General features: G+C 62.7%; 25 protein-coding genes. 9 read left to right on the forward strand and 16 right to left on the reverse strand.

Going from position 1 to position 26307, the window contains the following annotated elements; genetic code table 11:
• Window positions 1-2 precede the first annotated feature (2 nt).
• Window positions 3-1535 (forward strand): PepSY domain-containing protein, encoded by a 1533-nt coding sequence (locus SCLO_RS07790; protein ID WP_231923380.1) that lies wholly within the window; start codon window positions 3-5, stop codon window positions 1533-1535.
• Between the two features lie 137 nt (window positions 1536-1672).
• On the opposite strand, the gene SCLO_RS07795 is transcribed toward SCLO_RS07790, so the two are convergent.
• The gene (locus tag SCLO_RS07795; protein WP_066516174.1) at window positions 1673-3130 is read right to left on the reverse strand and encodes an NAD-dependent succinate-semialdehyde dehydrogenase; all 1458 of its coding nucleotides are present in this window, start codon (window positions 3128-3130) and stop codon (window positions 1673-1675) included.
• A 163-nt stretch (window positions 3131-3293) separates the two neighbouring features.
• The gene (locus tag SCLO_RS07800) at window positions 3294-4505 is read right to left on the reverse strand and encodes an acyl-CoA dehydrogenase family protein (RefSeq protein ID WP_066516177.1); all 1212 of its coding nucleotides are present in this window, start codon (window positions 4503-4505) and stop codon (window positions 3294-3296) included.
• A 684-nt stretch (window positions 4506-5189) separates the two neighbouring features.
• Between SCLO_RS07800 and SCLO_RS07805 the strand changes: the two genes are divergently transcribed.
• Window positions 5190-6536, forward strand: coding sequence for a helix-turn-helix domain-containing protein (locus SCLO_RS07805; protein ID WP_123905461.1), 1347 nt, complete (start codon window positions 5190-5192; stop codon window positions 6534-6536).
• A gap of 54 nt (window positions 6537-6590) precedes the next feature.
• Window positions 6591-6968, forward strand: a complete 378-nt coding sequence (locus SCLO_RS07810; protein WP_066516188.1) for a hypothetical protein — start codon at window positions 6591-6593, stop codon at window positions 6966-6968.
• Between the two features lie 160 nt (window positions 6969-7128).
• Here SCLO_RS07810 and SCLO_RS07815 read toward each other — a convergent pair whose 3' ends face one another.
• The 8 genes from SCLO_RS07815 to SCLO_RS07850 form a co-directional block, all read right to left on the reverse strand.
• Window positions 7129-7545: a carboxymuconolactone decarboxylase family protein gene (locus SCLO_RS07815; protein ID WP_066516190.1), complete on the reverse strand. Its 417-nt coding sequence runs from the start codon at window positions 7543-7545 to the stop codon at window positions 7129-7131.
• Window positions 7546-7658: 113 nt separating this feature from the next.
• Entirely contained in the window at window positions 7659-8222 is a 564-nt protein-coding gene (locus SCLO_RS07820) for a cytochrome b (protein ID WP_066516193.1), read from the reverse strand.
• 27 nt (window positions 8223-8249) lie between these two features.
• Window positions 8250-9047 (reverse strand): SDR family oxidoreductase, encoded by a 798-nt coding sequence (locus tag SCLO_RS07825; RefSeq protein ID WP_231923381.1) that lies wholly within the window; start codon window positions 9045-9047, stop codon window positions 8250-8252.
• A gap of 91 nt (window positions 9048-9138) precedes the next feature.
• The gene (locus SCLO_RS07830; protein WP_231923382.1) at window positions 9139-10698 is read right to left on the reverse strand and encodes an acetolactate synthase large subunit; all 1560 of its coding nucleotides are present in this window, start codon (window positions 10696-10698) and stop codon (window positions 9139-9141) included.
• Between the two features lie 91 nt (window positions 10699-10789).
• Complete coding sequence (locus tag SCLO_RS07835; RefSeq protein WP_066516200.1) at window positions 10790-11680, reverse strand: alpha/beta fold hydrolase; 891 nt, start codon at window positions 11678-11680, stop codon at window positions 10790-10792.
• 36 nt (window positions 11681-11716) lie between these two features.
• Window positions 11717-12325, reverse strand: coding sequence for an amino acid synthesis family protein (locus SCLO_RS07840; protein WP_066516205.1), 609 nt, complete (start codon window positions 12323-12325; stop codon window positions 11717-11719).
• Between the two features lie 152 nt (window positions 12326-12477).
• Window positions 12478-12960, reverse strand: coding sequence for a VOC family protein (locus SCLO_RS07845; RefSeq protein WP_066516207.1), 483 nt, complete (start codon window positions 12958-12960; stop codon window positions 12478-12480).
• Window positions 12961-12996: 36 nt separating this feature from the next.
• Window positions 12997-14514, reverse strand: a complete 1518-nt coding sequence (locus tag SCLO_RS07850) for an aldehyde dehydrogenase family protein (protein ID WP_066516211.1) — start codon at window positions 14512-14514, stop codon at window positions 12997-12999.
• A gap of 191 nt (window positions 14515-14705) precedes the next feature.
• On the opposite strand from SCLO_RS07850, the gene SCLO_RS07855 reads away from it, so the two are divergent.
• The 5 genes from SCLO_RS07855 (at window position 14706) to dmeF (ending at window position 19208) form a co-directional block, all read left to right on the forward strand.
• Window positions 14706-15461 (forward strand): 2-keto-4-pentenoate hydratase, encoded by a 756-nt coding sequence (locus tag SCLO_RS07855; RefSeq protein ID WP_123905462.1) that lies wholly within the window; start codon window positions 14706-14708, stop codon window positions 15459-15461.
• Window positions 15462-15475: 14 nt separating this feature from the next.
• Complete coding sequence (locus SCLO_RS07860; RefSeq protein WP_066516218.1) at window positions 15476-16279, forward strand: SDR family NAD(P)-dependent oxidoreductase; 804 nt, start codon at window positions 15476-15478, stop codon at window positions 16277-16279.
• Between the two features lie 86 nt (window positions 16280-16365).
• A complete protein-coding gene (locus SCLO_RS07865; RefSeq protein WP_066516221.1) occupies window positions 16366-16827 on the forward strand; it encodes a GNAT family N-acetyltransferase in 462 nt (153 codons plus the stop codon).
• Window positions 16828-16909: 82 nt separating this feature from the next.
• Window positions 16910-18052, forward strand: a complete 1143-nt coding sequence (locus SCLO_RS07870; RefSeq protein ID WP_231923383.1) for an MFS transporter — start codon at window positions 16910-16912, stop codon at window positions 18050-18052.
• Between the two features lie 109 nt (window positions 18053-18161).
• Window positions 18162-19208 carry a CDF family Co(II)/Ni(II) efflux transporter DmeF gene (dmeF, locus tag SCLO_RS07875; protein WP_231923384.1) on the forward strand — a complete coding sequence of 349 codons (1047 nt, stop codon included), beginning with the start codon at window positions 18162-18164 and terminating at the stop codon, window positions 19206-19208.
• A 79-nt stretch (window positions 19209-19287) separates the two neighbouring features.
• Here the strand turns inward: dmeF and SCLO_RS07880 are convergent, their stop codons facing one another.
• Both SCLO_RS07880 and SCLO_RS07885 read right to left on the reverse strand, forming a co-directional pair.
• A complete protein-coding gene (locus SCLO_RS07880) occupies window positions 19288-19998 on the reverse strand; it encodes a (2Fe-2S)-binding protein (RefSeq protein ID WP_123905463.1) in 711 nt (236 codons plus the stop codon).
• Window positions 19999-20111: 113 nt separating this feature from the next.
• The gene (locus tag SCLO_RS07885; RefSeq protein ID WP_231923385.1) at window positions 20112-20696 is read right to left on the reverse strand and encodes a DUF7676 family protein; all 585 of its coding nucleotides are present in this window, start codon (window positions 20694-20696) and stop codon (window positions 20112-20114) included.
• Window positions 20697-21296: 600 nt separating this feature from the next.
• Between SCLO_RS07885 and gstA the strand changes: the two genes are divergently transcribed.
• Window positions 21297-21944, forward strand: coding sequence for a glutathione transferase GstA (gstA, locus tag SCLO_RS07890; protein WP_066516228.1), 648 nt, complete (start codon window positions 21297-21299; stop codon window positions 21942-21944).
• A gap of 20 nt (window positions 21945-21964) precedes the next feature.
• On the opposite strand, the gene SCLO_RS07895 is transcribed toward gstA, so the two are convergent.
• The 4 genes from SCLO_RS07895 to SCLO_RS07910 form a co-directional block, all read right to left on the reverse strand.
• Window positions 21965-23134, reverse strand: a complete 1170-nt coding sequence (locus SCLO_RS07895) for an MFS transporter (RefSeq protein ID WP_083949039.1) — start codon at window positions 23132-23134, stop codon at window positions 21965-21967.
• A gap of 97 nt (window positions 23135-23231) precedes the next feature.
• Window positions 23232-24602, reverse strand: a complete 1371-nt coding sequence (locus SCLO_RS07900) for an aminotransferase (protein WP_066516238.1) — start codon at window positions 24600-24602, stop codon at window positions 23232-23234.
• Between the two features lie 276 nt (window positions 24603-24878).
• Entirely contained in the window at window positions 24879-25367 is a 489-nt protein-coding gene (locus SCLO_RS07905; RefSeq protein WP_066516243.1) for a DUF6644 family protein, read from the reverse strand.
• 40 nt (window positions 25368-25407) lie between these two features.
• The gene (locus tag SCLO_RS07910; RefSeq protein ID WP_066516244.1) at window positions 25408-25896 is read right to left on the reverse strand and encodes a DUF6644 family protein; all 489 of its coding nucleotides are present in this window, start codon (window positions 25894-25896) and stop codon (window positions 25408-25410) included.
• Window positions 25897-26307 lie beyond the last annotated feature (411 nt).

Genomic DNA, 26307 nt, shown 5'->3' on the forward strand with positions numbered 1-26307 from the left:
CGATGCTGCTGCGACCCGTCCTCTTTCTGCACCGATGGCTGGGCATCGTTGTAGGCTTGCTCATGACGATCTGGTGCCTGTCCGGCTTCGTCATGATGTATGTGGACTATCCGCGGCTGCTGCCCGCCGAGCAGTTGCAGGGGCTGGCGCCCCTGCAACTGCCCGATGCGGCCCGGCTCGATCATGTCGACCTGCCGCCCGCCCTGTCCCTGTCCCGCGCCAGTATCGAAATGATGGCGGACCGCCCGGTCCTTCGCATCGCGCCGGCCATGGGCGCAGACCGCTCCATCGAACAGATGCGGATCACCGCGAACCGCTTCGATCTGGCGACCGGGGCCGCCCTTGAGCATGTGCCCTATCCCGAATTGCGGAAGGTCGCGGCGACATTCGGCCAGTACAGCGCGATCCATGGGGGCGTGGGAGCCCTCAAGGAAACGTCGATCGATCAGTGGAACGTCCAGGCCCATGGCATGAACGCACCGCTTTTTCGCGCCGACTATGCGGATCGGGCGGGAACGCAGGTCTATATCGCGGCGGCATCGGGCGAGGTCGTCCAGCAGACCACGCGCGCCGAGCGCTTCTGGGGTTGGCTGGGCGCTGTGCCGCACTGGCTTTATCCGACGCTTCTGCGACAAAATGGACCGCTCTGGGTTCAGGTTGTCATCTGGACTTCGTTGACCGGCTGCTTCCTCACCCTGACCGGCCTGTGGGCCGGGGTGGCGCGGCTGCGCCGCAAGCGGGAAGGCGGGATCGGCTCCCCCTTTCGCGGCATCTGGTGGTGGCACCACATATTCGGCCTCTGGTTCGGCGTGCTGACCCTGACATGGGTCGCGAGCGGCCTGTTTTCCATGAATCCGTGGGGCTTTCTCGGCAGCATGGCGGGCTATACCGAAAGCCGGCAGCTTGCAGGCAGAATGGACTGGGCATCGGTCCGGGAAGCGTTCGCGGCGAGGCCCCGGCTTCCCGAAGATACGGTGCGCCTCGACGCCGCGCCGCTACGGGGCAGGATCTACCTCACCGCCACGACCAGATCGGGGCGGATCGTCCGGTTCGATGATGCGGGCCGTCCGGCACCTCTCGACAGAGCCGCGCTCACGAAAGCGCTCGCCTATGTCGGCCCTCTTTCCAGACTGGACTTGCTGACCGAAGAGGACGGCTATTATTACAAGCATAAATATGAGGTGAAGCTGCCTGTCTGGCGCGCCATCCTCGCCAATCCGCAGGCGACGCGGCTTTATATAGACCCGGACTCCGGCACGCTCATCCGCGCGATCGATCGCGAAGGGCGCCGGTTCCGCTGGCTCATGAACGGCCTGCACAGCCTGGACCTGCCGGGTCTGCGGACAAGGCCGCTCTGGGACCTGGTCGTCCTGCCCCTGCTGGCGATGGTGACGCTGGTCTGCGCCACCGGCACATGGATGGGCATCGGCAAGCTCCGCCGCGATGCACGCCGGTGGAGACGCCGCCGCCGGAGAGCCGCCGAGGATCGCCTCAAGGCTCGTTCCAAAGCCACACCACGCCCCGCCAGCCCATAGAGCAACGACATTTCGCCGGGGCCATGGCGTGAATCGCCGCGATTTCGTCTGTCCAACCAGCCATCAGCCCCGATGTTGCCGCTTGTACCCATGGCTTGCCACGACCCGTTCCGTCGCGGCCCCGATCGTGGATGAAGCTATCCCTCGATCGACAGGCAGACCGTCTTCATTTCCAGATAGTCGTCGAGGCCATATTTGGACCCTTCGCGCCCGAAACCGGATTCCTTGATGCCGCCGAAGGGGGCCACCTCTGTCGAGATCAGCCCCGTATTGACGCCCACCATGCCATATTCGAGGCCTTCCGAGACCCGCCATATGCGAGCCAGATCGCGCGTGAACAGATAGGATGCCAGTCCCGCCGTCGTGTTGTTGGCCAAGCGGAGCGCTTCGGCCTCGTCTTCGAAGCGGACCAGACCTGCGACCGGTCCAAAAGTTTCTTCGCTGCACAACAGCGCATCGGGAGACACATCCGTCAGAACCGTGGGTGCGAAGAAAGAGCCGGCCCTGTCGAGCCTTGCGCCACCGGCCAATACCGTGGCGCCACGCGACACGGCATCCGTGACATGGGTTTCCACATCGTCCACCGCCTGATCGTTGATCAGCGGCCCCTGATCGCTGGGCCCCGCCAGACCGTTGCCGATCACGAAGCCACGGACACGCTCCGCGAGCTTCGTCGCGAAGGCGTCGTAAATCCCCCGCTGAACCAGGAAGCGGTTGGCGCATACGCAGGTCTGGCCCGTATTGCGGAACTTCGACGCGATCGCGCCTTCGACCGCGGCATCGAGATCCGCATCGTCAAAGACGATGAACGGCGCATTGCCGCCCAGTTCGAGCGACAGGCGTTTCACCGTGCCCATGCATTGGGCGGCAAGGCGCTTGCCGACGCCCGTCGAACCGGTGAAGGTCAGCTTGCGAATGCGCTGATCGCCGGTGAGCACGGGACCGATGCCCTGCGATCCGCCGGTAATTACATTGAAGACGCCCGGCGGAATGCCCGCATCTTCGCCGAGCTTGGCGAGCGCGAGCGCGGAAAATGGCGTGTAGCCCGAAGGCTTGAGCACCATCGTGCATCCGACCGCCAGGGCGGGACCGGCCTTGCGCGTGATCATCGCGAGCGGGAAGTTCCACGGCGTTATCGCGGCAACGATCCCGATCGGCTGCCTCAGCACCATAAGGCGCCGGTCGGCGCGATGAGGCGTCAATATATCCCCATCGACGCGGCGCGCTTCCTCGGCGAACCATTCGAGATAGGAGGCCGCATAGACGACCTCGTCACGCGCTTCCGACAAGGGCTTGCCCTGCTCCGCGGTCAGAATCCGGGCGAGGTCTTCCTTGTGCGCCAGGATCAGCTCGCTCCAACGCCGCACGATGACGGCGCGCTCCTTGCCCGTCAGCGCTTTCCATCCGGCCAGCGCCTGCTCGGCCGCGTCGACGGCGGCGATAGCGTCGGCTTCCCCCAGGTTCGGAACGCTCGCGATCCGTTGGCCGGTGGCCGGATTGTAAACCGCTATCGTCTCGGCATGTCCTATCCATCGGCCGCCAAGATAGGCTTCCGTGCGGAGCAACGTCGGCTCGTCCAGTGTCGGAACGGACATGGCCTCCGCATCGGCCGTCAGACTTGTCTCAACTGATGTCACTGTGAATCCTTCGTCACTGCTTGCACTGGAAAAGCCCCCACGCTGACGGATGGGCTCCCAAAACTGGAGAATTACGCGAAGATGACGCCTTTTTCAAAGGGCGACGGATCGCGCGGCAGGATCAGATGTCCTCGCAATCATTCGGGAGGCCGAAATAGAGGGCGCCCAGATTGCGGGCATAGGGCAAGGGATTGTTCATCGCATGCGCCCGGGCGCAATGGATATCGAGGAACACCCGCTGTATCGCATTGCCCCGATAGATCGCCTTGCCGCCGCTATATTGCATCAGCTTGTCGATCTCGGTCACGCAGCGGGAGACCGTCATCGTCGTCGACGCTCCCAGTTCCGCCCTCCGCTCGAGCGTCCAGTCGTCAGTTTCCGCCCGCCGCAACAGTTCATGGATATCGCGATCGAGCACCAGCTTCATCTCGTCGATCGTCCGCCGGACCTCTACGACGGCCTGCTGGATCGTCGAATCCTGCGCGAGCCGAAGGCCGGTATATGTGGCGCGTTTCCCCTTGGTGGCGTCGATGAATGCGCTCACGGCCCGTTCGAGGGCGCCGATGGACGTGATCGCAACCGTCCGGTTGAAGAGCTGAGCGAAGGGAATCTTGTAGATCGCGGAATCATGGGCGGCATAACCCGGGCAGGTGAGCGCGAACATGTCATGCTCGCTTATCGTACGATATTCCGGCACGAAAACGTCATCGACGACGATATCGTTGCTGCCTGTCGCGCAAAGACCCATGACGTTCCAGTTCTCGACGATCCGGTAATCGGATCGCGGCAGGAGGAAGTGCCGCGCATCGGGCTTGCCCCCTTCGGTTTCCGGGGGAACCATGCCGCCCAATATGACCCACTGGCAATGCGCAGAGCCGCTCGAAAACGCCCAATGCCCGCTGAGCCGGAAGCCGCCCTCCACGCGCTGCACCTTGCCGACCGGCATCTGCGACGAACTGATCCGGACCGTCGGGTCTTCGCCCCAGATGTCCTGTGCCGCGCGTTCGTCGAACAGGGCGACCTGCCAGTTGTGAACGGCAATGACGCCATAGACCCATGCGCTGCTCATGCACCCTTCGGCAAGGATGCGCGCGACGTCGCAATAGACGGCCGGCGACATCTCATAGCCGCCATATTTCGCCGGCTGCAAAATCTTGAAAAAGCCCGCGCGGTCGAAATCCTCGATCGTTTCGGCCGAAACCTGTCCCGCCGCATTGGCCGCCTGCTCGCGCTCCCGCAGGATCGGAACCATCTCCCGCGCGCGCGCGCGCAATTGGTCCGCAAGTTCCTCGCCGACATTTCCGTGCGGCTGTTCCAGCTCTGGTTTTGCCATAAACATCCTCTCCCGAGCCAGTGATCGCTTCGCCATGAACTTTTCTCTCCCAAGCCAAGGGCCGCGAGACCATGGCTGTTTTGATAAAACGCAACCGTTGAATCAGATTATGGCACACTGTTTACAAAACGCAATAACAACATTCCACGGTTGATCACGGGAATCCTGTGGCGCGGCTCATGGGACCAATCGAGGCGGGCGTTCGCGCTTGACCGACTCGTCAATCCCATAATTCTCCACCGGAATGCCGGAATCAGCGCCGCCCAATCGCACCGCCTCGCCGGACCTTATCTCGAAGGAGGTCGCTTTTTTTGCGATCATTCCATCGCGCGGCTGGTGCGAATAACCTGTCGCTTTCTCGATCCGGGCAGATGACCCGCCCGTCCATGAAATCGAGATGAATCGACCAAGGCAGGTTCCCGTCATATCGACGCGGGCGGACGCGGCTGGCCGTCATGACGCGCAGCAATCACCCATGTTTACAAAATCGAACAGTTTCCTCATATTTCGTTCCATAGGGGCGAAATGGACAACTTTTGCCTAGCGTGGCAAAGGCGTGCGGCAAAGGAGAAACGACGGTGTGGGAAAACTGGCTGCGGGGACCACCGCATCATATCCCCTGGTTCAGGCGATGGCGGCCGGATGGCACGCGCGCCTGCGCGGCGGCCGGCTGCGGGCGGCCGCATGTTTTTTGACTCCCACGAGAATAGCAAGCGCCTCGTGGCGGAGGCGGAGCGCATCCGGCAGGAGATCGGTTCCAGCCGGACCGATACGATGCTCAGGCTTTTCGATTATCTGCTCGAACATTCCGTTGCCGGTCATGCGCCAAAGGAACTGGAAATCTATCACGCCGTCTTCGCCAAGGGCGGCGCCAGCGATGCCAGTCAGGACTCGACGGTCCGCGTGTACATTCACAAGCTCCGCAAGAAGCTGGATGAATATTATACCGACCGGCCGGGTCCGCGCATTGTAATTCCCAAGGGAGAATATCGGCTCACCCTGATCGCGGCGCCCGGCGCAGCGGAAGGGGAACCCGCGCGCCCGATCGCCACCACAATCGGCAACAGCCTCAGGAAGCACAAGGCGCTCACCCTGATCGTGATGCTGTTCGCGGTGCTGAACATCGCTTTCTGGGCGCTGATGTCATGGGCCTATCCCAGCCAGCCGCTTCCGCCCGCCGCCAATTCCTTCTTCTGGCGCCCTCTCTATCAGGATGGAGTCGCGTCGCGGCCCAGCCTCATCGTCGTGGCCGACTATTATCTGATCGGCGAAGCGGTCGACGATAGGGAGGTCACGCACTTCATCAGGGATTTCTCGATCAACTCGCGCGAAGATCTTGAGCAATATCTGATGAACCACCCCCAGGATTTCGGTCATTATATCGATATCAACCTGTCCTACCTGCCCAGCAGCACGGCGGTCGCGCTGGATGACATCGTTCCGATCGTCAAGGCCGCGGACCGGAAGAAGACGCGCCCTTCCGGCTCCATCATCATGACCCACCTCAATCCCGACATCCTGAGGAAATCGAACATCGTCTATGTCGGGTTTCTAAGCGGCCTCGGCATGCTGCGCGATCCTTTGTTCCAGGCCTCGGGCTTTTCGATCGGCGAAAGTTTCGATGAACTGATCGATCGCAAGACGGGCAAGAAATATCTCGCCGACTGGGGTATGTTCGAAGGCGACAGCACGCCCATCAATGACTTCGGCTATATCGCCAGCATGCCCGGCCCGGCCGGCAACCATATCCTGATCGTCTCGGGCACCCGCGACGCGGCGGTCATGCAAATGGCGGAACTGGTTTCTGACCCCGAGCAACTCGCGGCCCTGTCCAAGCGAGTGAAAGGGAGCGATTCCTTTGAAGCGCTCTATCACGTTCGCTCCATTGGGAATATGAACCTCGACAGTTCGCTTCTCATTGCCCGTCCGCTGCAAACCCGCGGTATCTGGAATGGCGGGAAACCGAACCAGCTCTTCCCGGACACCAACCCGCAGAGCTCCAGGCTCAATGAACGCCGGATTGAGAACTGAATCCGGCGATGCGCGCACCTGCCAATCACGATCCTGTCGTATCGGAGATGCCCAATGCTTGATTATACGTTCGATCCGGCCAGTGGCCGACTGCATATGCGCTACACCGACTTCTGGAGCATCCATGATGCGCTGCGGGCGCAAACGATATTCCAGGACGCTCTTCGGGTGGCGACCGGCAGCGGGGCGGCGTTCACACTGCTCGATGATCTGAGGGAATGGGGACCGCAAGCCCAGGAGGTTGTCGAACTGAACAAACAGTTTGTCACCCTGTGCCGCAAGGCGCCCATCAGCCGCAACGCGATGGTCATCCCGCGAGCCCTTCTCCGAATCCAGATACACCGGACCCTGGACGGCATGGAAAATTGCCGCGTCTTCGAAACATTCGAAGAGGCGGATGAATGGCTGGGCGAGGTTGAATCATCCTTCTGACGCGCCTTGACCTGCCGTTCCGGACGCCATCGATGGAGGTGTGGAGATAGCGGTCGCGTCATGATGCGCCGCCAAAATGGCGAGCATATGATCTACACGCTTTGACGCGACAGGATCGTTTGCAGCGGTTCGCTTCCAACGCATCCGGCCAGAAGCAGCCTTATGGCTTGTCGCGAACCTCTTCGGAGGCCAACTCCCCCATGACCTCGCGCGCGATACGAAATGCGTCGATGCCCGCGGGTATGCCGCAATAGACCGACACCTGAAGAAAGATCTCGCCGATCTCCTCCACCGTCAATCCGTTGTTCAAGGCGCCCCGGATATGCAGCTTCAGCTCATGAGGCCGGTTAAGCGCCGCGATCATGCCCAGATTGAGGATGCTGCGGCTCCGCCTGTCGAGGCCCGGCCGGTTCCAGATTTCATCCCAGCAATATTCGGTCGTCAGCTTCTGCATCGGCCAGGAGAAGTCGTCCGCATCGCGCAAGGAACGATCCACATAGGCATCGCCGAGAACCGCGCGCCGGGTGGCCAGGCCCTGTTTGAATTTCTCCGTCTGAACCTGACGCTCGTTGCCCATGATCCTATCCTATGTGAGCAGGGCGAAGAGACGCCCGGAAAACATTGCCGCGAATATCGGCCAGGGCATCATCGCAACGCCCCGAACGGCGACGATGCCCTTGCCGTAGCTGATCACAACATCCGCGGCAGCACATCGCTTGCGCGATCGCGATCGAAAAAGCGATGCTTGATCGTGCCCGCGACGTGAAGCGCGATCAGGCCAAGCAGGGTATAAGCCAGCACTTTGTGCAACCACTGGAAGACGGCGAACCAGTCGTCGTTCTTCGGCAGCAATTCGGGCAGATCGGTGCCGAAGAAAAATACCCCGTCGCTCATCGTATAGGTGCTCGACATCGAATAGCCCATCAGGGGCACGACGACCAGCAACGCATACATGGCGCGATGCACGACCTTCGAAAGCACCTGCTCATATCTGTCCAGGGTTTCCGGCGGTTCCGGCAGTTTCGGTGTCCGCATCCGGATCGCGAGTTGAACGATAACCACCAGGAACGCCAGAACCCCGAAGGATTTGTGCCAGGGATAATAAAGTTCATATTTCGCCGGAACCTCATCGGCCAGCGAAGTCATGTGCCACCCCGCCCAGATCAGGCCCAGTATGAGAACCGCGCGTATCCAGTGCAGGATGCGCAGCGATCGAGGATAGCGCTCGATAGTGACGTTCTCAGCATGTTCCATCGCTCTTCCTCCTGTCGTCCCCGGCGTCTAGAGATAAACCCCGCGCGAGTATCCGCCATCGATGGCAATGGCTTCCCCGGTGATGGAAGCGGCCCCCGGCGAGGCCAGGAACGCAATCACCTCGCCAATCTCTTCGGCATCGGTCACGCGCCGAATGGGAATCCGGGAAATGAAATCCGCTTCGGCCTCGGCGACCGTGCCGCCCTCTTCCTCGGCAATTTCGGCAAGCAGCTCTTCCAGATGCGGCGTCTGGACGATACCGGGATGAATGGCGTTCACCGTGATGCCATCGGGGCCAAGGGCATCCGACAGCACCTTCGTCATATGACTGACCGCAACGTTGCGCATCCCGCTGAGCGTGTCCGAACCCCGCCCGGTCAGCCCTCCGATATTGACGATCCGGCCCGCCCCCTGCCGCTTCATCACTGGCGCCACCGCCCGTATGTAGCGCAGATAACCGCACACTTTAGTGTCGAGGTCGCCCAGAAGGGCCTGGACGTCGAGTTCAGCCACGTCTCCGGCAACACTGGATGTGCTCGCCGCGCAGTTCACGAGAAGATCGATCCGGCCGAAGCGCTCGACCACCCCCTCGACAAGCTGGTCGATCGTATCCTGGGATGTGGCGTTCGAAGGAATGGCGCAGACCAGTCCCGACGTGGCCTTGCGGATCGTCTCCGCCGCCTCTTCGAGCCGTTCGGCCTGGCGCGCGGTCAGGACCACCGTTGCCGATTTCCTTGCCAGCACGCGCGCGATCGCGGAACCAATGCCACCGCTGCCCCCGGTGATAATGGCGACCATGGGCTGCTCAGCGGGGATCGCCATCATTGACCCTTCTCCCGGCTTTCCATCCTCGCCACTTTCAGACAGGCCGTATCGCTGCGTCGCGCGGGACGCGGCATGACATCCATCCGACCGATCACGGCAGTTCCGCCTGGATCAGCAGCGGCCCGTCCAACTCGAGCCCCCGGCGCAGCGCCGCGGAGAACTCGGCGGGTGTCGTCACGCGAACCGCCTCGACGCCATAGCCGGCGGCGAGCGCCGTCCAGTCCGTCTTCGGATCGGCGAGCACCGTCAATTTCTCGATCGCGGGCTGGGCCAGGTCGACGTCCGCCCGCTTCAGTTCGGTTTGCAGGATGCCATAGCGATGGTTCGACGCCATGATGATGGTGACGGGCAAGCGTTCCCGCGCCATGGTCCAAAGCGACTGCAAGGTATATTGCGCGCTGCCGTCCGATTGCAGCGCAACGACCCGGGCATCGGGCGCGCCCAGCGCGGCGCCGACGGCGCAGGGCAGTCCCTGACCGATCGCGCCGCCGGTGTTCGTCATGACCCGGTGCCGGCGTGCGCGATGGGCCTGCCGGAAAAACGGCGCGCCCAGCGTGGAGCCCTCCAGCGAGATGACGGCGCCTTCCGGAAGCTGCACCACAAGCTCTTCGATGATATCGTCCGCCGACAGCTCCGCGGAGCGCGGCGGAATGGCCGGAAGATCCCGCACCGTCCGAACGGCCGCCGACGGCAGGTGATCGATCAGCGCCTCGAGCGCTTCGGCGCAAGCATCGCTTTCGCTTGCCAGCGATACGAGTCGATCCTCGCTCACCAGCTGGCTGGGCTGCCCTTCATAGCCGAAATAGCTGGTCGGCGTCTTGGCGCCGACGAGCACCACCGTCGCATCGCCCAACTGCGCGAGCACGTCCTGCGGGAAATAGGCCAGCCGTTCCAGCCTGGGCAGGTCGCCGCCCAGATTAGCGATCCGCGGATAGGATTCCATCAGCAGGCGCGCGCCGGTCTTCTCGGCGATCCGCCCCGCGGCACGAATGGCCGCCTCGCCGAGCGCATTGCCGCCCAGCAGCAGGATGCACTCCCGATCCGAGGGGATCGACTGGGCGCAGCGGACGATTTCCTCTTTCGAAACCTCGTTGAAACCGACCTTGCGAGACTGGGGCGCCACCGGATTCTGGCCCGTGGCCGGCGCAGCATCCATCACGTCGGTCGGCGCGATCAGCGTGACCACCGCACCCGGCGCCGACATCGCCAGATCATAGGCCCGGACGACATCGTCCCGCAGCGTATCGGGAGAGTCGAGATAAAGGACGGCCTTCGAAACCGGCTTCGCAAGCGAATCGATATCCGACGTCAGCGGCGCGTCGAAGGGAAGATGCCAGGTCGCATGATCGCCGATGATGTTGATGATCGGCGATCCGGCGCGCCGCGCATTGTGCAGGTTCGCGATGCCGTTCGCAAAGCCCGGCCCCAGATGCAGCAATGTCAGCGCGACCTGCCCCGACACCCTCGAATAGCCATCGGCCGCGCCGGTGCAGACGCCTTCGAACAGGCCCAGCACCGGACGGATTTCGGGAACAGCGTCCAATGCATGGACCAGTGTCAGTTCCGTCGTACCCGGATTGGCAAAACAAATCCGCACGCCCAGCTCGCGCGCGGTTTCCAGCAACTGTTGCGCGCCATTAATTCCGGTCACAATTTACCTCCCAACAATCCCCATGCCGTCGTACGACGCCACTCCTCAAAACTTTTCGGGCACATCCTCGAACGCCGCGATCACGCCTCGATCAAGGCCGTACCTTGTCCGCCAGGAAGCGTTTCACTTCCTGGTTGAAGACATCGGGTGCGTCATCGTGCACATAATGGCTGGCCCCCGCCACGGTGGTCGACCGGATATTCGGATTGCGCCGCATCATCTCTTCCACCGATGGCATCGCGCAAAAGTCCGACCGCTCTCCACGGATCACGAGGGTCGGCGTCTGGATACGGTCGATAACCGGCCACAGATCGACCACACGCTCGGGATCGGGATGGAGCCGCGTCTCGCTGATCCCCCGGGCATCATATTGCCAGACGACGCGACCGTCGGCCGACTCGCGCAGGCTCTCCGCCAGCCTCTGTTCCAGCGCTTCATCGCCCACGCTCGGACGCGCCTTGCGCCAATAGGCGCGGGCCTCGTCCCAAGATGCGAAATCGAGCGGCAGCGCGGCCATTTCCGCCTTGATCCGCTCGGCGCCCTCGCCCTGGATGGAAGCGCCGGGCGCTATGTCCTCGATGATCAGCGCGTCCAGCCGCTCGGGATGCAACGATGCGAAAACATAGGAAGTGGTGCCGCCCATCGAATGACCGATCAGCGAGAAGCGATCGAGTTTCAACCCATCGACGACCGAGACCAGATCGGCCAGATAGGCGTCCGTATAATAATTATGACCCGGATCCCAATCGCTTTCCCCACGCCCGCGTTGGTCGAGGGCGATGAGATGGAAGGAACCGGACAGATGTTGAGCGAGACCGCGCCACGTTCCCGAGAAACCCCGAAGCCCATGAAGAAGGACAACCGCGGGGGCGGTCTCGTCACCCCACGCCCGAAGGCGCAAGCGAAGTCCGTTACCCACGTCGTGGAACGATTCACGTTCCCCCGGCAGCTTTTGCGGTGCAACTGGCGCAGTCTCGCTCATATCTTTACATCTACCTGTAGAATGATCGCCCAAGAATCAGCGCAGGCCGTCCTTGCCTTCGGCTTCGGCAGCGGTCAGGCCGCCCAGGCGCGCATGGAGGCGACCGCGGGTCGCGACCGCCATCACGATCACGACTTCATCGGGGCCGGGCGCATCGGTGAAGGACACCGAGAAGGTATCGTAGTGAGACCGCACATAGAGCGCATCCTTGTGCGCGAGCGGAATGTCGATCTCCGTGCCGGGACCGCCCCGCTTGCCGGTCGATGGCACCCAGGAATAGGCGCCGCTCACCGCTTCGCGAATGGGCTTGGCGAAGGTGGTGGTCAGGAACGCATTGCCATGCTCATATTCGCCGTTGACGCCGACGACCGCGGCCTTCCCGTAGCTTTCCACCTTGCGGCCGGCGAGCCGTTCCTGAATGCGCCGTCCGAATTCGACCCCGAGATGTTCGGAGGCCGCGATCACGTCGTCGAACGACTCGGTGTACTTTCCCGCATGCGGATTGGCGATGACAGCGGCGATGACGATCTTCACGACCGGCTCGCCGTCCGCGAGACGCCCGGATTCGATCGCAAGCGTTTCCTCCTCATAGGTAAACCACTTGCGAATATGCAGCCCATGAAAGTTGATCGGACGCTCGGACATAATGTTTTCAAACTCCCTTGGTGATTATACCGGATAAGGGCCACCGGGCTGGTCCGCCTCGGACGCTGCCTGCGCGATGCCCTTCCATGCCGGCGATGGCGACCCGGAGCGAGCCGCCATCGCGTGGCTATCAATGGACCAGGCGAACCCGCTCAATCATAAAGCGGCGCCAGTTCGATCGGATCGGCCTGGCCTTCGTTCTGCGCCAGTTCCTCGATCGCCTTGCCGCCTTCGGGATCGACCACCTGCGCGACGACCTCGAGCATGTGCCCATCCGGATCGAAGAAATAGATGCCCACCGACACGCCGTGATCGAGAATTTCGTGCACACGCACATTCTTCTCAAGGAAACGGGCATAGACGCGCCTCAGATCCTCCAGGCTCTGCTCACTGTCGAGCTCGAGCGCGACATGCTCGATCTCCTTGCCCTTGGGCGCGTCCTCCGTGGTCGGGAACAGGGCAATATCGTGATCATGGACCCCAAAGGTCAGGAACACGCCGCCCACATAGGGGCCGCCATTGACCCGGGCGACGATCTCCATGCCGAGCACATCCTTGTACCAGGCTGCCGACGCTTCGGGATCCTTCACATAAAGAACGAGATGCGCAATGCGCCGAATCTTCGGGGTGAACATTGAACCTTCCTTATCCATCTCTCCAACGGGCCCGCCTCAGGTCAGGTTGACCCACACGCTCTTGACTTCACTGTAGAGCTCCATGGCCTGACGCCCATGCTCGCGTCCCCAGCCAGACTGCTTGAAGCCGCCGAAGGGCGTGGCGGGATCGACCAGGTTGAAGCAGTTCACCCAGACCGTGCCCGCCTTGACCGCGCCGGCAATCCGATGCGCGCTCTTCAGGTCGTTCGTCCAGACGCCCGCCGAAAGACCGAATTCGGAATCATTGGCCTGCGTCACCAGATCCTCGGCATCCGACCAGGACAGGGCGCTCAGAACCGGGCCGAAAATCTCTTCGCGCACGATCCGCATGTCCGCCTTGGCGTCACCCAGGATCGTCGGCTGGAAAAAATATCCCTGGTTCAAATCCGCCGGCCGCTGGCCGCCGTACAGAAGCCGCGCACCCTCGCTGGTGCCGATGTCGACATAGCTGCTCACCCGGTCCCACTGCTCTTGCGAAATCAGCGGTCCGAACGTCACGCCCTCGTCAAGACCGTTGCCGATCTTGAAGGTCTCCGCCTGCGCCGCGATCGCATCGAGGAGCTGGTCGTAGCAGGATTCATGGGCATAGAGACGGGACCCGGCCGTGCAGGTCTGCCCCTGGTTGAAGAATATCCCCTGCGCGATCGAGGCGGCCGCAGCGTTGAGGTCCGCATCGGGCAGAACGATCTGGGGCGACTTGCCGCCCAGTTCCAGGGAAACCTTCTTCAGATTGCCCGAAGCGGCGCGCACGATCGCCTTGCCGACTTCGGTGGAGCCAGTGAAGGCGACCTTGTCGACATCCGGATGCTCGACAAGCGCCGCGCCTGCCTCGCCAAAGCCCGTGACGACATTGATGATGCCCGCCGGGAAACCGGCCTCCAGCGCAAGCTCGCCCAACCGCAGCGCGGTAAGCGGGGTCTGCTCGGCAGGCTTGAGGACAACGGCGCAGCCGGCGGCGACAGCAGGCGCGATCTTCCACGCGGCCATCGACATCGGATAGTTCCAGGGCACGATCAGGCCCGCCACGCCGACCGGCTCGCGCGTCGTATAATTCAGGATCTGCGCGCCACCGCGTGGCGAAACGGGCAGGGTTTCGCCGCCGAACTTGGTCGGCCAGCCCGCGAAGTAGCGGAACGTCTTGATCGAACCTTCGATCTCGACGAGCCGCGTCAAGCTTGCCGGCTTGCCGTTGTCGAGACATTCCAGAACGGCCAGTTCATGCGCATCGCGCTCGATCAGGTCGGCCAGCCGATACAGCAGCATCGAACGATCGTTGGCGCTCATGCGACGCCATGCCGGATCTTCGAACGCGCGGCGAGCCGCCTTGACCGCGCGATCGATATCCGCCGCGTCGCCCTGCGCGACTTGACACAACTCCTCGCCCGTTGCCGGATTGATCGTGGCGAAAGTCCGCCCCGACAGCGATTCGACCAGTTGTCCGTCAATCAGAAGCTTGCGCGGAGACCTGCTGATCGAATCAATCAGCGCCGCCGCGACCTTGCGAGGGGGTTCAATTGCAGAAAATGCGGTCATCCTGTCGCTCCAACCATGCCCAAACTCCGTGGGCCGCCACCTTGTTTTTCTTTACATAGACGATTCTATTTCGTGAAACAATACAGAGTTTATGAGGGTAACTGTTGCATCCACTTAACAATCCGTGCAATCTGAATCCTGCGAGAGGACGATTGTTGGAGCATATGGTGGTTGATCCGATTCTTTCAGACTTGGCACAGGGACTCGCGGCTGCGCGCGCGAACGAGCGGAGCTTGCCGCTTGAATCGCGGGAGCTTACGCCAGAGCAAGCCTATGACGTGCAGGCGGAAACGGCGGCGCTCGTGGGGGAAAGCATCGCAGCGTACAAGATCGGCCTGACGACGCCCGGCGCGCGCAAGGCCATGGCCTGGGATGCGCCGATCGTCGGCCGGCTGGGCACGAGCGACCTCATGCAATCGCCTGCCAGCCTCAACGCGGGAGGATTTCAAAGATTTGCCGAAGCGGAGCTTCTGTTCGAGATCGGCGAAGATTTCGACGCTGGCGACGCCCCGTTCTCGGAGGCCGACGTCGCCGGGAAAATCGCGGGCCTCTTCGCCGGGATCGAATTATGCGCGTCCCGCTACGAACAAGAAGACGTCACGATCGCCGAACTGATCGCGGACAACAGCAACGCGGACAAGCTGGTCGTCGGCGACCGGCTCGCCACGGGCTGGGACCAGCGCTTTGCGGCGCTGCCGGTGACCCTTGTCCGCAACGGCCACGATCCGGTCTCCGGATCGACATCCCTGGTATTCGATAATCCGCTGAAATCTGTCACCTGGCTGGCGAACTGGCTCGCCGCGCGGGGTGAAGGCCTGATGCGCGGGCAGATCGTCGCGAGCGGCAGCTGCACCGGCATCACCGAACTGGACGGGGATGAGCAGTTGATCGCCGAATTCGGCGATCTCGGCACCGCGTCCGCAATCATCGCGCCTAAGCGCCGCTAAATGGAGGAGAGTTTATGAGTTTCGATCTTGGGGTATCCGGAAAAGTCGCCATCATTACCGGCGGCAGCGTCGGCATCGGCAAGGAAACCGCGCGCAAACTGGCCCGGGCCGGTGCGAAGGTCGTGATCGCGGCGCGCACGCAGGCGACGCTCGAGGCGGCGGCCGAGGAACTCCGGAACGACACGGGCGGCGAGGTCGTGGCCATCACGATCGACACCACCGACATGACCTCGGTGCGGGCCGCGGTGGATGAAACCGTCCGCCGCTTCGGCGGTCTCCACATCCTCGTAAACTGCGCGGCTGCGCCGGGCGGGCTGGTGCGCAACGCCATCGAAGAAGCCGACGAAGATGCCCTGCTGCTCGACCTCAATACCAAGCTGCTGGGCTATTTCCGCATGTGCAAGGCGTGCGTCCCGCATATGCGCAAGGCGCAGTGGGGCCGGATCATCAACGTGGGCGGCCTGACGGCCCGTTGCACCGAAGCGTTGAGCGGCATGCGCAACACCGCGCTCGTGCATCTGACGAAGACGCTTTCGGACGAAGTCGGCCGGGACGGCATCACCGTCAATATCATTCATCCCGGCGTGACGCGCACCGAGCATATCGAAAGCTGGTTCCAGGAAATGGCCCGCGACGAAGGGACGACGTTCGAAGCGATCGTCGAGCGGGAGGCCGCTGGGCCGGCCGCGCTTCGCCGCATGCTGGAAGTCGCGGAAGTCGCCGATCCCATCGTATTCCTGGCGTCCGCGCCGGCGAGCGGCATCACCGGGGAATCGATCGCCGTCGATGGCGGCCTCTCCCGCGCGGTCTTCCTCTGAGTTCATCTCCGGCAGCGATCGCGATCGCTGCCGGCCCTTTTTGCCGGCAGGCATCGATATTGCCATGTTCGGGGAGAACCGGGGCCATGACGAAGCTGACCACGCGGCGGGCTGCACCTGGCGACCTTGAATCCCTGGCGTTTCTGTTCGATGCCTATCGCGCATTCTATCGGCGCCCCTCCGACATCGATCAGGCTAGGGCCTTTATCGGGTCGCGCCTCGAAAATCATGATTCCGTCATCCTTGTCGCCGAGGACCCGGCTGGAGAAATCTCTGGCTTTTGCCAGCTCTATCGCAGCCTTTGTTCCGTAGAGGGCGGCCCGATCTACATTGTGTACGACCTGTTCGTACGCCCCGCGGCGCGGAGATCAGGGGCTGGCCAGGCCCTTTTGCGGGCGGCGGAGCAATATGCGTTCGATCATGACGCGATCCGCATGGACCTGCGGACAGAGAAGTCCAATTTCCCCGCGCAGAAGCTCTACGAAGCGCATGGGTGGATTCAGGATCAGCGTTTCTTCGGCTACAGCAAGCAGCCGGCACGTCCATAACCGCCACGGTTCAACCCCAATTTCAGGAAGGCGGGCAATCCGCGATCCGATGCATACCGCCAGTCCTGTTCCTCCACGGCCCGTGAAACAGTTGGCCGCTCTGGCTGTGGGCGCTTTCGCCATCGGCCTGGGGTCCTTCGTCGTGATCGGCGCGCTGGACGAGATCGCCCGCGCCCTCGCCGTCACGCCTCGCGCGGCGGGATGGATCATTTCGGCTTATGCGCTCTGCTACGCCGTTTCCGCGCCGATCAGCGCGCTCCTGTTCGCCCGCGCCAACCGCCGCACGCTCCTGATCCTGGCCTTGAGCATGTTCACGCTTGGGAATCTCGTCTGCATCCTCGCCGATAATCTCGCGACGCTCATCACGGGGCATATCGTCTTCGCGCTCGGCGCCGCGATGTTCACGCCGACCGCGGCGTCGCTGGCGACTGAACTCATGGGCCCCGGCCGCAAGGGCCTCGCGCTTTCCTTCGTCTATGGCGGCATGACCGTCTCGCAAGCGGCGGGCGTACCGATCACGACCTGGATCGCACAGACCAGCGGATGGCGATATGCATTCGTCATCGTGCTCGGTTTCGGCCTCCTGGCCGTCAGCCTGCTGCTCAGCCAGGCCCCGAAGCCGCAAGCGCCCACCGCCCCCGGTCCCCGATGGAGGTTGCCCTCGACGATCCCATGGCCGATCGTCGGGCTGCTGGCGACGAGCTTCCTGATCGTCGTTTCCGATTTCACGGTCTATTCCTATGTCAGCGTCATTCTCTCGGACACATGGCTGGGCGCCATGAAGGTGCTGCCCCTTGTCCTGCTCGCTTTCGGCGTCGGAGCCATCATCGGCAACGTGGCGACCGGCCTTCTCACCGACAGGATAGGCCCGACGATCGTCCTCCTGGGCGCCGTGGCGGTCCAGACCCTTCTTCTGATCCTGATGATCCTGTGCCGGCACCAGGGCGCCGTCGCCCTCGCGATCGGTTTTGGCTGGGGCGTCGCCAGTTACATGTATCTGGTGCCGATCCAGCATCGGCTCCTGAGCCGAGCGCCCGACGCTCAGCCGCTGGTCCTGGCGATGAACGGTTCCCTCGTCCAGGGGGGCGTGGCCGTCGGCGCAGCGGTGGGCGGGGCTGCGATGGAGAGCGGCGGAATGAGCCTGCTCGCCTGGGTGGCGGCCTTGATCGCGCTGGCCGCCTTCCTGACCGCCGCGGCATTTGTACGCAAACGGGCCGATGAATGACGGGCGGGGAGCTGTTTCAACGATGCCCGATAACGCTGCGCAACCGTAAAAAACATGACTTATGCCGCAGCCTTCGTCTTGTCTGGCGCCAATCAACAAGGAGGTAAGGGTGCAAACCGAGGCAAGCCTTTCCAACGGATTCCAGATCGCAGGCCAGACATCGCCACAGCCGCTCCCGGCGAAGCCCGTTCGTCCGCTCCCGGTATATGATTTTCTCGGGCACAAGCATGACGATCATGCGCGGCGGACCCGGTGGGTTCTGGCGCTGTGCGCCGGGATGATGATCCTGGAGATCACGGGCGGCCTGCTCTTCGGCTCGATGGCGCTGCTGACGGACGGGCTTCACATGGGCACGCATGCGGGCGTGATGTTGATCGCGGCGGGCGCCTACCGCTTCGCGCGGCGGCGCGTGGGCGATCCCACCTTCGCATTCGGCACGGGGAAGGTCGGCGATCTTGCCGCTTTTGCAAGCGCGGTGGTGCTGGGCGCGACGGCGGTCATGATTGTGATCGAAAGTATAGAGCGCATCCTCAATCCGGTGGCGATATCGTTCCGGGAGGCCATCCCGATCGCCGTCCTCGGCCTTATCGTGAACCTCATTTCCATATGGCTGTTGCACGATCATCATGCTCATGAGCACGAGCATCCACATGGTCACGAGCATGAGCATGAGCATCATGCCGCGCATGGCGACCATGGCGCGCATCGGGGACATCATCACGATCACAACCTGCGCGCGGCCTATATCCACGTCCTCGCCGATGCCGCGGTCGGTCTTCTCGCCATTATCGGCCTGTCCCTCGGTTGGGCGCTAGGCTGGCTTTGGCTCGATCCGGCGATGGCGCTGCTCGGCGCTTGCCTGATCCTCAGCTGGGCGTTTTCCCTGGTGCGCGCGACGGGCAACGTCCTTCTCGATCGCGTGCCCGACCCGGAACTCGCAGCCACCATCCGGTGCCGTCTGGAACAGGAAGGGGTGGAAGTGGAGGATCTGCATTTCTGGCGCCTGGGACCGGGACATCATGGCCTCGTCGCGGCGCTCTCCGCCTCCTCGCCCCAAAGCCCCGCGACATACCGGGATCAATTATCGGGGATTCCGACACTCAGCCATGTCGTCATCCAGGTCGAACGGAAAGGGGACGAGGACAGCTTTCTCTGAAACCTTGCCCATGTGGCAGATCCACCAGAACAATGGCGGGTTTGTCGCGGCCCGCGCGCCTGCATGGCCAGCGCCCGCGCTAAGCCACTACGCGCAACGCATCGCCAGAACGCACCCAGATGCGATTACGCCGCAACCGCTCGGCCTCTGAAAGAAGGGGACAGCTCACGCAAAACTCCTTGCGCGGCCCCTTGTGGTAGAGACAGCAGGCGGCCCGCTTCTGGCAGACTTCACTGCGCGCGCCCACATGGACGTCATAGAAATCCGGCGCCGCCGCCGCGATCTCCGTGTCGAGCGCCAGCAATTGCCTCGCCTCGGCGACGGCCGCGTCGCGGCGGCCGAGCCGTTGGCCGATAGCGGCAAACTGCGCCATCCATGACGAGACGATCATCGCCCACAAGGCGCGGCGCGAATAACGCGACCAGCCGTGCTGGCTTGCGACAAGAGGTTCGCTGAAAGCCAACAGAGCCTCCAGCAATAGCCTGCGGCCTTCCTCTTCATCGGCCGGCACGACGATCCGCGCTTCCCGCACCCAGAGCGCCTCGACAAGCGTCATGGAAGAGAATTTCAGCCCGAAATCCCCGATCTGCGGCACGACACGGCCATGCAGCCACGCGCCGATCAGAAAACCGGCGGCCCAGCCGTGCCGCAGCAACAGCGATGCCGAAACCGCGCGCCGGTTTGCACCGAAACCAAGCGCCGCCATGCGCGCATTCAACGCCGCGAGCGGTCCGCTGTCCGGCTGGCACAGCATGTCCCGGTCCAGCCACCCATCGCGGTCTTCAGGCAAGGTCTCGATCCGCAAGGCGTCCAGAACGGGACGCAGCCTTGTCCGAAGCTCGGCAAGAGTGACATCCTCTTGCGGGAATGGCGCACATCCGACGCTCCGGACGGCGGATGCCCTCACGCCGCTTCAGCCCGGACGAATCCGCGGCCCGTTTCATCAAACATGTCTGGCCCCGCACCCGCATAGCGCCTCATCACGTCGCGCCACATCGTCAACCGGCTGAAATCGGGTTCGGCCGCAATCTGGTCGGGGCCCGCCAGAAAGGGATTGTCGAAATAGATCGACAGCATCGGCCGACCCGCGCCGTCCCGCAGCTCGAAGCCCCAGCTGTTCGGCGCCCCCTCCCTGTCGAGAGAACGAAAGAGATGCGCCTCGCCCGGCATCCGCTCCCGCCCTTCCGGCGTGTCCGGCATGGCCCCTGGACCAAGACACAGATGAAAATGCGGCCCGCCAAAACCGATGGTGAGATAGCCCGCATCATATTCGAACCGGTCGGGCGGGCATGGACATGTCCATTCATAAGCCACGCCCGCCAGGATCGGACCATAAGTCAGCCGGTTCCAGTAGCGGCTGAAAATATCCGTCAGGAAATGCCGAAGAGAGGCCGGATCCGTGGCAAGATTCCAGCGATGCGTTATTTCGCGCCCCTGGGAGTCCCGAACCACATGAGGCTCAATCCCGCTGACCTCGATCATGCTCATCCTCTCTCACTTCCTTATTCTATTTCTCGCCTCGCTCCGCCAGTCATCGCGGCGGGCGCCATGATGGATCGATGTTTCACAGACAACTCCTCAGTCTCTCTCCCCATCCACGGACAGGCTGCTGCGACGCGAAACTTCCGCGCGCGGTTCATCAGCGTTTCAACCGATGTCCAGTGCAGGATAAGGGACCGGATTTATCGTCAGAACTTACGGAAAATCGGGTGCCAACGCCCGATCTTTACCGTTGAGGAGCCGTTACCCGTGCCGTTAATGAAACGGGCCGAAATGCACGGGCCTCCTGGCCGGAAAGGCTGGCCCGGAAGCAACCTCCATCGAAATGTTACGGAAGGGACCGGAACCACTTTTGACCTGTTCCATCGGAGCCCCCCCGCCCGCACGCTGTTCCGGCCTTATCGCACGGAGGCCCGTCAGGCCGGGCGGCATGTCCCGGCCATATCGCGAAAGCCGCGTTGCTTCTGCCGGGCGCGGCCATTATCATGACGGCAATCCCGGCACAGCCGCATGACATCCGTTGTGTAGGCATAGCCAGCGCCCCGGATGCCGGCCCGCCATTTCGTCCCAAGATGACAGGGTAAGATCATGAAACTCTATCACGAAGTCCGAGGCTGCTCGCTGGCGGTCGATATCGTCGCCCGCGAACTCGGCATCCCTCTCGACCTGCAATGGGTCAATATGCGGACCAAGACATTGGCTGACGGCACGGATTATTTCTCCGTCAGTTCCAAGGGGACGGTCCCGACGCTGGAACTGCCGGATGGGCAATATCTCAGCGAAGGGACCGTCATCATGCAGTATCTCGCCGATGAGGAAGGGTCGGGACGGCTTCTTCCCAGGCCCGGAAGCCTGGCGCGGCTCCGCGTCCTGGAATGGATGAGCTTCATCGCGGCCGATCTTCATAAAGGCGGTTTCATGCCGCTTTTCAAACCAGCCACCCCTCCCGAATATCGAAGGATCGCGACGGACTATGTGAAGGCGAAACTCGCCTGGCTCGATTCCCGGCTCCGCGACGGGCCATATCTGACCGGCGACGATTTCACGATCGCGGACGCCCATTGCTACACCATCGCGATGTGGGCCGGGGTGCATCATATCGACACCGATGCCTGGCCCCATCTCGAAGCTTATCTGGAGCGCGTCGGGTCTCGCCCGAGCGTGAAGGCGGCCGAGCAGGCCGCCCGGGAACAAGGCGAGCGCGACAGGCTTACGAGCAACGCCCTCGTCGGTTGAACCCTTTCACGACAGCCCCATCAACTGCTGGTTCGAATCCCGGCAATGACGATGAGCAGGCTGGCCGCCAGCACGGCACAGCTGCCCCAGATTGCGATCGAGAAACTGCCCGATCCGAGCGTGAGCGCAACGGCCGCCGGGCCGAAACCCATGCCGAAGGTCTGGATCGACCCCATGGCGCAGACGACGCGCCCCTTTGGGTCCGCATCCGAACACACGCCCGAGAGCAAGGGCTGCGCATAGTTCCAGGCGAACAGCAGCAGGATCATCGCGACGATGAAAATGGTCGGCGCCAGATGGCCGTCGAGCATCCGGAAGCTGATCACGGACACCGCGCCGCTCATCGCGAGCGGCCAGACCCGGCCGAAACGCCGTGGGGTGAGACCGGCCAGAGCCGCGCCGGCCATCCCGGCGAATGTCCCGAAGGCAAGCCCGCGCGCGATCTGGTCGGCATCCAGGCCGCTGGACTGGCCGATACGCTCGGCATAGCTCCACATCGCGCTGATCGCGCCGAAATAGAAGAACACGCCCAGCAGCGAAAGCACGGCGAGGCGCTTCTTGACCTGCGCCGTGGCCCTTGGATCGTCGGCGGCGACGCGCCCATGCGGGAACCACCGCAGCCCCGCCGCGGCGATCAGCGCAAAGGCGCCATTCACCATGAACAGCGCCTGCGTACCGAACCGCTCCTGAAGCGTCGGAAGATAAAGCAGCGCCAGCGCTCCGCTCAGCGCGCCGGTCACGAGATAGATGGCGAATGCCCGATCGGGATTGGCGGCGCGCCCGAATGCGGCGAAAGCGAAACCGACCGCGATGCCTTCGCCCATGCCCGCAATCGCGCGAGCGGCGGCGACCGCCCCGTAGCTGGCGCTGAACGCCGTCGCCACATTGCCCAGGAAGATGAGGGAAAGACCCGCGGCAACGCACAGCCGCCAGTCCCAACGCGGCAGCAGGAATGTGCTGATGCCGATGGTGAGCGCCATCGCGTTGATGTCCCAGGCCGCGACATAGCCCAGCTGCTGATCGCTCAGCGGCACCTGCGCCGCAAGGACGGCCAGAAGACCGGGGGTGATCAGGATCGTCCATGCACCGACGATGCCGACGAGAACCCCCGCCGCCAGTCCGGCCATTCCCAGCGCATGCTCCCCCGGACCTGGCCGCGAGCAAACTGGTTCGGGCGGGGTCAACTCCATGCTATTCACGCGCCTCTCCTGGCTGTCCCTGAACAGATGCGCGGGCTTCGACGTTTCGATACCGTCGAAGCCCGCGCACCGTTACCTGACTATATTGTTATCCCAGTTCCGGTCGCACGGCGTCGACCGCCGCCTTGAACTTCTGGACGAGTTCGTCGATTTCCGACTTGTTGATCACGAGCGGCGGCGCGAACACCAGCGTATCGCCGAGCGCCCGGGTGATCAGGCCCTTCTGGGCGGCAGCCTGGAGCACGCGCCGTCCCACGCGATCGGAGGCCGGGAACGGTTCCTTCGTAGCCTTGTTCTTCACCAGTTCGATGCCGATCATCAACCCGATGCCGCGGATTTCACCGACGATCGGATCATCGGCAAACGCGTTGCGCATCGCCTGATGGAGATAGGGTCCGACCTCCGCGACATTCTCGACCACCTTCTTGTCGTCGATCGCCTTCAGCGCCGCGAGTGCGGCGGCCGCGCCCACGGGATGCGCCGAATAGGTATAGCCATGCGCGAACACTCCCGCACGCGGCGCCTCGGCCTCGAAGACCTCCCACAATTTGGGCGAGATGAAGCAAGCGGACATGGGGAAATACCCGCTGGTGACGCCCTTTGCCGCCGTGATCAGGTCCGGTTCGACATTGATGGTCTGGCTTCCCCAATAGGTGCCGAGGCGGCCAAAACCCGAAACCACCTCGTCGAGTACCAGAAGGATATCATGCCGGCGCAGGATCGGCACGATCTCCTCGAAATAGCCCTCCGGCGGCGCGATCAGACCGCCGGCTCCCATCACCGGCTCGGCGAAGAAAGCCGCGATCGTGTCGGCACCTTCGCGCGCGATCAGTTCCTCGAGTTCGGCCGCAAGCGCGCGTGAGAATTCACGCTCGGACTGGCCTTCGGCGGCCTTGCGATAATGATGCGGCGCCGTGACGTGCAGGATCGGCCCGATCGGAAGGTCGAACAGATTATGCATGCCGGGGAGCCCCGTCAGGCTCGACGTCAGCACGCCGGAGCCATGATAGGCGTTCCAGCGAGCAATGATCTTCTTCTTCTTGGGGCGGCCCAGCAGGTTGTTGTAATACCAGATCAGCTTGATCTGGGTCTCGTTCGCATCGCTGCCCGAAGCGCCGAAGAACACGCGCGACATGGGAACCGGCGCCCGCTTGAGCAGTTCGTCGGCACATTCGATCACGACATCGGTCGACATGCCGTTGAAGGCGTGAAAGAAGGAAAGCCTTTCGCTCTGCGCGGCGATCGCATCGACGACTTCCTGGCATCCATAGCCGAGATTGACGCACCAGAGGCCCGCCATGCCGTCCAGATATTCGTTTCCGTGAATATCCTTGACGCGCACGCCCTTGCCTTCGGTGATGACATTGGGGCCTTCCCGCTTCAGATCCTCGACCCAGGTGAAGGGATGGAAAAGCGAAGCCTGGTCGATTTGACCAGCGCGTTGGATATCAAGGGTCATAGCGGTATCCTGTATGATGAAGGCGAAGGAAAAGGCCGACCGACTTCAAAGGAGAGAGGATCGAACGCCTTGCGACGGTCGATCACGCGCCCCTGTTGCAAGCCCTGGCCAAGCTGCACTCGGAAGAAGCGACCGTCGCGGGCGCCCATGCTCCCATGCCTGCAACCCAGGACTTCCAACACAGGCGAATCCTCTGTCTGACTGTCAACTCTTTCGTAACAGTCACGATAAATGACCACGAATGGTTGTCAATAGTGAACAATGGGTCTCGGCCCCTTACGAAAAGCCGATCCAGCGTCCGAATATGATCACGCCGATCCAGAGGCAGAGCGAACTGGCGCCCGCGACGCGAACGCTGACCGGAGGCGGGAGGAGATCGTCCCATTCGGTGATTTTCCTGTACGCGCCATGATGGAAGATCGCCATGTTGACCCCGGCGGCGAGGAGCAGTCCCATCTTGATGAGGAACAGCGGATTTTCAGAATATTTCACCGCATTCGAGATGAACAGCAGGACGCCGGTGATGACGGCGGCCACGAACGCCGCCCAGGTGAAGGGCAGAAGCTCGACGATCAATTGCCGCGCGCCTCGACGGTGGGACGGGTAGCCGAGCAGGCGCAGATCGACGATCGCGATGGTTCCGACCACCAGCGTGATGGCCAGAACGTGAAAGGATTCGAGCCACGGAAAAAACTGGTCGCCTTCCTTGATGGCCAGCGCCACCGGCGTCTCTTCGAGGGATTGTAAGAAGTTGAGCAAGTCCACGGCAGACCCTCCCGATCTCATGTTAGGAAAATGGGCGCAATCAGATGGTGTAGGCGATCCAGCGCCCGCAGAAGATGACGCACACCCAGACCGCAAGGGAGAGCCACGCAGCCGGTTTGACGAAGGGACGCCATCTGGCGTGCTCGAGATGGAACCCGGGATGGAGCAATGGCCGGCGGAAGAACCAGGTCAGCAGGCACGCCGCCACGATAAGGCTCATTTTGAGCCAGAATGTCGTATTGGTGAGCACGCGGTCCGGTTCGCCGGTGGCCATGAGCCCGCCCGTGATGAGCAGGACGACCAAAGCGATCCACATCCAGCGCAAATAACGCCGGATCACGACGTTCGGCATCGCGTCGGTCGCGAATACCCCGGCCAGGCGCAGGTCGGACACCAGCGCCGATCCGACGACGATCGTGATGGCAAGAATATGGATGCTCTGGATCGCCGGAATGATCCAGGGAACGTCCCGGATCGTCGAGGCGAACGGCGTCGCGTACAACCACGTCGTGAAATTCTGCAAAGTCATTCTTCACTCTCCTGATCAAGCGCTCGATCCGAGGAAAACGAGCCTATCGGCCCGCGCATGGCGATCACCGCCCCGAGGACGACGGCATGGCGGGCGGGCCTTGGTCCGAAAGCCTGCGGTCGGTCGAGGGGGGAATGATATGCGCGCGCATTGATGCGTTCGATGTTCCGGCCGTGGCCTCTGCATTGGCGGAAGGCTGACGCCGCACCCGGACATCGACGCGGCCAAATGACAGCCTGCAAATCTCTCATATCCTCTCCTTCATCCGGGCAACGTCTTCGCTGCCATGCCTGCGAACGAGCCCCCGCTATGTGCTTGTTCATGCGGGAACTTCGGCGCCCGGATAAACCGCTACAGATCGCGGAAATTATTCCCAAATTGCAACAAAAATCCGTATGTTAGTCTATTGTT

It is taken from the genome of Sphingobium cloacae (genome assembly GCF_002355855.1).
In the GTDB taxonomy this organism is placed as follows: Bacteria; Pseudomonadota; Alphaproteobacteria; order Sphingomonadales; family Sphingomonadaceae; genus Sphingobium; species Sphingobium cloacae.